Source organism: Vibrio sp. 10N.261.55.C5 (genome assembly GCF_041470505.1).
GTDB lineage: Bacteria > Pseudomonadota > Gammaproteobacteria > Enterobacterales > Vibrionaceae > Vibrio > Vibrio crassostreae_C.
This window is the reverse complement of sequence record NZ_JBFRMS010000103.1, coordinates 1-8,877: the sequence shown is the minus strand read 5'-3', so window position 1 is coordinate 8,877 and position 8,877 is coordinate 1. Positions and strand designations below refer to the sequence as shown.

The window sequence follows — 8,877 nt, the reverse complement described above, 5'->3', positions numbered from 1 at the left end:
ACTATCCTGCCAGATAGGGAGAGGCGGCAGTTCTGTACTGTTAGCATTGCTTACAACAACCCTAACCATAGCAGTATTTGTATCAGTGCTTGACTGAGAAGATACACTATAAGCACTATTCGTTAGTGTGGCAATCTGGTAATTATAATCACATACTCTTGCCTGTTTCCGTGGAACAGTAAAAGAGTATTCATCAATAGACGAAACATTACACGTAGGGTCATTACTATTAACACTAACAACATTAGTTAACTTAAATGCATTATCATCGCTATCCTTCAACACAACGTCATACAAATCAACGACGAAGTCATCTTGGGCTAACTCTGTATTAAACAATGCATCTTTAGCAACAACTTGAACAGGAGCATCTACGTCTACCGGCTTCAGTGACGAATTACCACTTTCACTTTCACCACCACAGCCGTACAAAGTGGCAGTAGCAAGACTATACAATAAAAGCTTCGAACGATGTGAAAAAAAACTTTCTTTTATTCTCATTACAATATGCCTATATTACTATTGTTTTATTGGGTAAAAAATACGCTCACCCGGATAGATTAAATCGATTGATCTATTTCTCAATGACAATTGTGGGTTTGCTAAAATAACATCACCAAGTGGTATATTTAGTTTTTTACCAATCTTTGTAAGGTTGTCATACTTTATTACCACATAATAGTCATAATATTTCTTCGATTTTTTCTCTTGTAAGTTCATCTCACTTGATGAGATATTCACCTCATCAGTATCGGCAATAACACTTATCGGTTCATAATAAATGCTAGATTGTTCTTCCTTGAATCGAACGGAAAAATTATAATTTAAAGAAATAAGAAATGAGTATACGTCATCATATCTATTTGATATCAAACTTTGATAACCTACATCCACATACCAATCATTATTTAAATGGTAATTGATACCCATATTAATTGTAGGATTGAAATTATCTTCCAAATAACTCAAGCCAAAACCTGCATAAATTGATGCGTAGTCGCTCACTTGCCAATTTTTCTTAGAACGTAGGAAAATATCATTAGGTTGTATTTCATTTTTATTTGTAAAGTCTGTAAATCCTGTTTCCAACAACCATTTGCTTTCAAATTTATAACCAATAGAAAACTCGAAACCTTGTGACTCTAAATACTTTTCTTTGTTTTCTTTCAAACTGCTAACATAACCAACACCTAACTTCATGTTGTTGTAATTAACATCTAAACTTTCATTAGCTTTTAACCCAAAAGATAATAAAACTGATAGAAAAATAATCATTTTATACATGTTAAATCACCGGTTCGATAGTAACATCGACAATATCGTTATATTTACCAGAAATGAGGGTAGTACCATCTACGTTCGAGTAACCAAACCTTAAAACAAATGTAATATTTTTCGCAGGATCACTTCCAATCAGTACATTATCATTTTTAACTTCTCCGATTTTATCTACCATTTCGATAGTTTCAGTAAGCTTAGAACCGCACCTTATACATTGAATATAGTAAGGGATATTTGGACCTGACACGGATTCATGATTTAAAGAATACTTTCTGTTACTAATTGATAGCCTAATCCCATTATCGAAATACCCTGCAACACTTACACTGACATCTTCAGGCACACCATCAACAGTACGAGAGGTGGAATCATAAACTGTTGTAATATCGACATTTTTATTACTTAGATGTACACTTGTTATCCAAACAGGGTCATAGTTAATAATTATAGATATTGTTTCATTGATTATTCGATGAGTTAGTACGTTTCCAACGTAGTAGTTGACCTTAATTGAAATAGGAAGAAATGCGGTATAGACACCTTTAGGTTGCCCATCTAATGCTTTTTGTATATCAGCATCTTGAATATCAATAATTGGACGATATAGAATAAAAGGTATCGTAGAAGCAGCATTTGATATTTTACTAGCAGACATGCAGTTTGCCCCCCTCATATCAATCATTGAGCCGGAAATACTATCCTTTAAGCAAGCGTGTCCTAAACCAGAGTTAGAAATACTATTTGATATACCAGTCGTATTATATTGTACGCCTACAACACCAATTGGAACATTAGCCGACTCCCAGTAGCGACCGGTGACAGTACCAGAAAATCTAACATTGGTTGGCGGTGCAGCAACAAATGTACCAGGCACCCAATGATTAACAGTTGGTAATCCGAGTCTACTTGCTTGCGACCATTCCGCAGGAACTTTCGCTGAAACATCTACATTCAATGCGTTAGTCCATACTGTGCCAGTAATATCAATATTTGCTCGGTATTCTACCGCTGCAAATGCCCGAGAACCAAATAAAATATTAAGCAATGTTAAAAATAATACTGTATTTAAAAAAAACACAATCATTAATATACGTTTCATGTTTTGTCCTTAATAAACCCCAGTGGATGTAATACTTTTTCATTTTTATAACTACCATTATAAGAGGATACATTTATATTAAGAGACTTATCTTTTACACGCTCATTAAGAGAAAAAGTTTTAGTTCTACCAGCAACTACAACGAATCGACTGTAACATTGCTTTGTATTCGTCTTGCTTTCACAATCATCGATAGAAACATAAATCATTGTATTGCTTTTGTTCTCAACAGTAATATTTTCTGAATTTGAACGAATCGTATAATCTATTTTAGGTTTATCCGTTGGTATAATAAAAACGGGAGCGAAACCGTAATTTAGTTGCATTGAAGATGAGTTTTCAACACTTTCGTTAGGACCTGTATATGGAGCAGGCATAAAAGTAACAAAAAACATCAAATCTTTTGAGTCATCACAAGTTGTGTTGTAACAAAGACTTCGAATACCTACATTACGAGACTCACCAGGTTGGAGAACAAGCTTATTTAATGTTGTACTAATTTTCCAATGTTCAAAGTTACCTGAATTATAGGGCGTTTTTATAAAATCACTACCCTTATCATTCACATGAAATTCATCAATGTTCGCATTTACAAACAATGGTTTATCATTAGTATTAGCGACTGTAACGATTCCATTCTTATTCTTATCTGCAATCACAAACATTTTATCAATCGTCAAGCCAGACGCATTTACTGTTGATAAAAACTGAAGGCCAACAATGCCGATTAGATTAATAGTATTCAATAATTTCATATTCAAACCTAGTTATTTACAATTGGATATTTAATGTTGCTCGCACTATTTTTTATAACTATCTTTTTAAGTTGCTCTAACTGGTCAGAGTAATTAGCAAATAGTGCATTCATCATGGTCGTGTTTTGAGCAACATAAACAACAGTCATTGTTTGACCAACATTTTTTTTAATAATTTTGTAACCGTAGTCTTTTAATTGATTAAGGAAATCATTATTATCAATATTTTCCTGTCGAAAAACACCTATATAGCTAGCTCGATACCCCTTACCTTCCAACTCAATTTCGTGCATATTCGCATAGTCAGTTGGCAGACAATAGTTAAGCCCGAGATTAAGGCGTACAATTTTGTTTCTATTGGGAATAAAGCACTCGCCTCCTTCAGAAGCCAAGTGAAAATCCAACCCTTCTAAGACGGTCACACGGTAAACACCATCTGTAATTTCATTGATGCTAATACAACCTTCACCTTTACAAGTCACACCTTGAACTAAATCTTCGTTCAAATCATTAAATCCACTTATAAACGACACTTTTCTATGAACATTTGGCTTTATTGTTGCAATAGATCCTGGTGTTGTGAATAATTTAACGCTCGCATCACCAGTGTTATACAAGTCGACACTTTCTGTATCGAAAAACACTTCATACTTTTCATAATCTCCCAATGGAATAACCTCTTGATCTTCTTCGATCATTTTCTTGGTCATTATTTTTCCATCCCGCTTAACCATCAAATATCCACGGTCAATTTGATTATCATCGTCCCATTTTTCTTTATTATCAATATCTAAAACCAAATAAGAATTAGATGGGCTTGATGATACATATCCGTCTTCAAATAAAATTTGAGATGATGATAGACTCCCACTTATACCAACACTTCCATCACTAGAAAAATAAGCAGATGTACTCGCTCTTCCAAAAGGATTATTTAAATCGGCAGAAAACGTACCACTCTGCCAAAATGAATCGCGATTTCTATCGTAGGTACTAGAAACCTGTAAAGAATTAGAAATCAATTTTGAATCAAAGACCTGTCTCTTACTTATAGAGTTGGTCATTTGACTAATTGAAGCGTCATCTCCGCCTCCGTAAATACTCGAAGAAAAATCCATCGAATCAGATAATGGTAACGTCCAATTAAAAAACACAGCATTTGTATCAAAGTCTGTATTAAAACTGATATCGACAGTGGACTTATTTATGGAGTTGAATCTATATCCAATTGTTAGGTCATCGTAGTTATAGTTCTCTTCTTCGTATGTGCGCTCGCCATAAATATAGATTTCATCTAGTTTTCTATTATAAGAATACGTTGCATAAAAAGAAGAACTTAGTCCAAATCGGTAATTAGTCGACAAGTAGATTCGTTCATAACTTTCGTCACCATGAAGAGTATTAGCTAGATAACTACCTTGGTTATCCAGTCTTTCATAATTTATATTTCCGTAGTTTGACGACAAACCACCATTGATATAGTTTGCATTTTCAAATAATTTAACACTCAATGAGATATCAGAATCAACACTTAATAAAGAATAACGAATCCCACTTTCTAGTGCTGTATCTTGCGAAGACTTCATCAACCCTGATCCAATCATCAGCGATGGCAAAAGTTGATAACTTATTCTCCCTTGAACAAATAAATCGCTATCAATCACATCATCATTAATGGCATTATCAGGGGAGAGTTGTCCAAAAGCCAACATATAGTCTATGCCGCCTTGACTCAGTGTATCCGTATCGTTGTTATAAACAGAATAACTACCACGGTTTATAGTCTCTCCACCAAGTCTTAAAATGATTTCAACTTGATAACGTCCTCTTGGAAGCTCACTATAATTTACGGTATTTTTCCCTTCACTAATGCGACTTTGGTAAATAATTTTCCCGTCTCTTTGGACTTCAACATCACCGGACCGAGGTGAAAAGAATGCGAGATGCTTCTTCGATGATGCTTCGCTAACAAGCATGTTGGATGACGAGCCAAAAACGACAGCCGTTTGTGGAGCTTGCGAGTTAAATCCTAACAAGAAATCAGTACTATTTACCTCTGGCGAATATTTGAAGTAACCAGCTCTAATCACTTTGTCGAGCACATCAAGATTGTACGACAACTCGTAAGCAGTTAGCTCGTTGTGCTTTTCTGAAGATACCGCCACACTTAGGTCAGACCTCACATAACCGTATGGTAGCCCAAACGTTGCTTTATCATTAATAGTTAAAATTGAATTCTGGCTAGAATAAGCTGAAAAGTAAGCATCAACATTGTTAACAAACCCTGGTGAATCGTTAAAATTTGAATGATAATCAGAATATACATTTCTAGCATTTAAGTTCAATATCTTTTCATCAACAAAAAAATAAATTTCTTTATCATTAAAATTATATAAAAACTCATACAAATCAGGGGTTATCAAACAATCTCGAACATAACCTTGGCAAAAAGATTTGTTAGACCAACCATTCTCAAAATTTTTAATTATTTCTTCATGATATTCAGCTTTCACATCGTTAACATTTAAGTATTGAACAATCAAATCTCGATTCTCAAACTTAGCCGTGTCATAATTCGCATTAAATAACATTGGCTCGCTAAAACTACCATCAAGATTTTTTAATCGGATTAAAGTATCTTTAAAAGTAAAAAAATCATCGAACCCTTGAGGTACGGTTCCATTCTTTGCTTTAACTTCACCGAAAAATAAGGAACCTATCAAGATAGAAAATAAAGTATAATAGTACGATTTTCTCAAAATTTTTCACCAAATTCATATGCCAACAGTAACAGTAAACAACAATGAACCACTGCACTCTGTATTCAACGCGCTTCCTGTAGGCATTATTAAAGCAATACTATTGAAAGCCAAAAAGTCAAGATTCAATTGATGAGTGTTCTTTTTCATCTCAATTATCCCACCCGAAGGAACATACACTTCGGAAAAATCATTGACAGAAGTTACGCCATCATGACTACCTATACCCGTATAGGTGTAATCGTTACTGCCAGGCCCAACCTTACTAATCTTTACAGCAACAAATGTAGGATTCATTTTTTGACTTGCAGAAAAGTCGACCTTATTTGATGGATATATCCTATTAGCACATTCTGCTTTATTCTCTGTAAGCTCAACTCTGTATGGGACATTTAAAGTCACACCCGAAACCTGATTAGGAATATCTGTTTCTATAACTAGACTCACAGTTTCACTCTCAAAACGACTGCCGTCTGACATTACCTTCAAATTAATATTATCTGGTATCATTTTAATATCAGTTATAGATTGAGTGTACAATTTTGAAACATCAACTTCACTTTGAATTCGAATTTTTTCTTCGTATCTCTTCACAGCAGAGTTAACATTTGATGTGAAAACCAGAATAAGTAGACCGAGATATTTTTTCATCGATTTTAAAACAACTTAAAATGGTGGCAGTGATAATTATTAATAACATGCCACCTATTATTAATAATTATGCCGCAGTCGCTGAAATACCAACTTCGATCGAAATATCTTTACCAGCAACTTCGCTTGGATTTAGTGGTGTATCATTTTTCACGCGAATACCTACTTCATTTTGACTTGTCGTTGTCCAACTGGCCTTTTCATCGACAGGAGTACCATTGATCGTCACGATGATAGGATTGTTACCACCATTTAGAGAAGCAATATCTACACCAGAGCCAATAGTTCCAGCCACATGTTCAACGCTCCAAGTGATATTAATGGCAGTAACAGCAGTACCATTGAGCTCTGAACCTATACCCCACTTATCACCGGGAACAGGAGCTGAAGCTGAACCAGTATTCTCACGCAACTCAAGCACAATATGATTAGATGCGAATTTTGCATTCGATTCGACGCTGATTAAATCCCCTCTAAATGCATCAGCTGTAGTGGAACCATTATGACCAGTAATCATGTAATCACCATGTGCGATGCCGCTACCTACTTGTCCGGTCCATGAAAGGGTAGCCGTACTACTTGCAAGAGCATTTAAGCTCACCGCACCAAAAGCAATACCCAAAATTAATGCGTGTTTTTTCATTTTTATCTCCTAGTTTTTATAAGCACAAATTTGAAACATGATTATAAGAACTAGGAGATAAAAATGAGATAGGAATACTCTGAGGCTTACGTAGTCATCCTCTCATGATGAGCTTTATTTCCTAAATCAAGGTACTAAATCTTCAACCTACGATCTGATCAACTACATTCACCACACGTTGTAGCCTCATGTCGAAACCTAGTTACAAAACAATCAATTGGAAGTAATGCAACCAAACGATTATTAACCGTTGCTCTCTGACTTATTAATTGATGACGAAACGATTAGTCAATGACCACAAAGCAAACAGGGTAAGCTCGGTAGCTCAAATCAGTTCAATGATTTGGCTATCATTAAAGCGAGTATTACCAATACCCCAGAGGGCATTCCAAGGATTCATCTATTCGATATTTGGATTAGCCTATGATCGTTAAGTTGTCCGTAGGACACTTGTAGTAGCCGAAGAACCAAGCAAGTAGAGATTTCATTTAAGACAAGGGCGATACGACACTTAGCCATTGATGCGACTTGTCTTAAGGTTTATGGCGAAAGTGAATGGAAAGTAAAAAACACGGGACAGATAGTAGGAGTAGTGTCTCGAGAAAGCTTCATATTGAAGTTGATACAAGCACTCATGAAATCATCGCAGTTGAGCTAAGTTTATCGACGGTTAGCGATGGAGAAGTGCTCCCGAATTGACTGAACCAAACACGGCGAAGCATCCTAGAGGTGTCTGGTGATGGTATTTATGAAACGAGAGCGTGCTACGCTGCTATTAAGATTAAGCGAGTGACTTCGCTTGTTCCTCCAAGATAAAGGGTAGCGTTCAGGAACTCGACCATTCTCGAAATCGCTCAGTGGGTTGCTAGAAATTATACGGCTCAAATACGTATTGAGAAGAGCGGTATGGTTACCACAAACGCTCACTCTCAGAAACGGCGATGTCACAAGTTAACCAATTGTTAGAAGGACGATTAGATTTCAGAAATTACAGCACACAGTCAGGGGGAAACTCGCGCTACGCTCTAAGCATTGAATTTGCTTACTAAGCCAAATATGCCTGAAAAATATCGAGTTGATTGAAAAAGACGAAAAACAGAACTATTCGATTTCCAAATTAAATTAGCAACACATATGGACGCACCTCTGGCTGCAGTGACTAATTGAAGGGTACGGCGGCTAATATATATCCGACGCATTTCTAGGTCTACTTACGACCAGCTCAATGAGTATTTCTCTCCTTCCTATCTATCCTAACGTGCTTTTAAATCAACTTGTTGCGTAATCAGACTATAGTAACGATGGCTCTCCGTTTTCATCGGATTGAAAGCTCGGTTAAAATCATACTCACAATCAACGGCTAGAACACATCAGACCACACGCCCAAGCTTATTTGCCAAAGCTATAATCGCTCTAGCCTTGCCACATCGTTCAATCAGTCCCCTTAACCAAACTCACAACGGTGTAAACCGCGAATAAGTTACTCGTCTGCAGTAGTTTCACTAAACTCAGAACCGTACAAGTGGTGATAAGCTGGGAACTTAGCCACTTTCATTTGATAAACGATACTGCGTATCTCTCTATCTGATACTTCCGCTTTAAGTGCGTATTTCGGTGATTGCGATCGCTCGTTTCGGTTTATTCCGATCACTTGATCCTGCCGTTTTTCTCTCTTCCTATTTTTACTCT

General features: G+C 36.0%; 6 protein-coding genes and 3 pseudogenes. 1 reads left to right on the top strand and 8 read right to left on the bottom strand.

What is annotated here, in order from left to right; genetic code table 11:
• The 7 genes and pseudogenes from AB4263_RS23880 to AB4263_RS23850 form a co-directional block, all read right to left on the bottom strand.
• Positions 1–501 (bottom strand): annotated as a pseudogene (locus tag AB4263_RS23880) (hypothetical protein); the annotation flags it as partial.
• Between the two features lie 18 nt (positions 502–519).
• Positions 520–1,284: an outer membrane beta-barrel protein gene (locus AB4263_RS23875; protein ID WP_136973902.1), complete on the bottom strand. Its 765-nt coding sequence runs from the start codon at positions 1,282–1,284 to the stop codon at positions 520–522.
• Between the two features lies 1 nt (position 1,285).
• Entirely contained in the window at positions 1,286–2,380 is a 1,095-nt protein-coding gene (locus AB4263_RS23870) for a hypothetical protein (protein WP_372099013.1), read from the bottom strand.
• Positions 2,377–3,135: a hypothetical protein gene (locus AB4263_RS23865; RefSeq protein ID WP_372099012.1), complete on the bottom strand. Its 759-nt coding sequence runs from the start codon at positions 3,133–3,135 to the stop codon at positions 2,377–2,379. Before AB4263_RS23865 ends, AB4263_RS23870 begins: the two co-directional genes overlap by 4 nt.
• A gap of 8 nt (positions 3,136–3,143) precedes the next feature.
• Entirely contained in the window at positions 3,144–5,894 is a 2,751-nt protein-coding gene (locus AB4263_RS23860; RefSeq protein ID WP_372099011.1) for a TcfC E-set like domain-containing protein, read from the bottom strand.
• Positions 5,895–5,909: 15 nt separating this feature from the next.
• Positions 5,910–6,545, bottom strand: a complete 636-nt coding sequence (locus AB4263_RS23855) for a hypothetical protein (protein ID WP_372099010.1) — start codon at positions 6,543–6,545, stop codon at positions 5,910–5,912.
• 67 nt (positions 6,546–6,612) lie between these two features.
• A complete protein-coding gene (locus AB4263_RS23850; RefSeq protein WP_136973897.1) occupies positions 6,613–7,188 on the bottom strand; it encodes a hypothetical protein in 576 nt (191 codons plus the stop codon).
• Between the two features lie 239 nt (positions 7,189–7,427).
• On the opposite strand from AB4263_RS23850, the pseudogene AB4263_RS23845 reads away from it, so the two are divergent.
• Positions 7,428–8,271, top strand: a pseudogene (locus AB4263_RS23845) (IS5 family transposase).
• A gap of 400 nt (positions 8,272–8,671) precedes the next feature.
• On the opposite strand, the pseudogene AB4263_RS23840 reads toward AB4263_RS23845, so the two are convergent.
• Positions 8,672–8,791, bottom strand: a pseudogene (locus AB4263_RS23840) (ATP-binding protein); the annotation flags it as partial.
• Between the last annotated feature and the right edge of the window lie 86 nt (positions 8,792–8,877).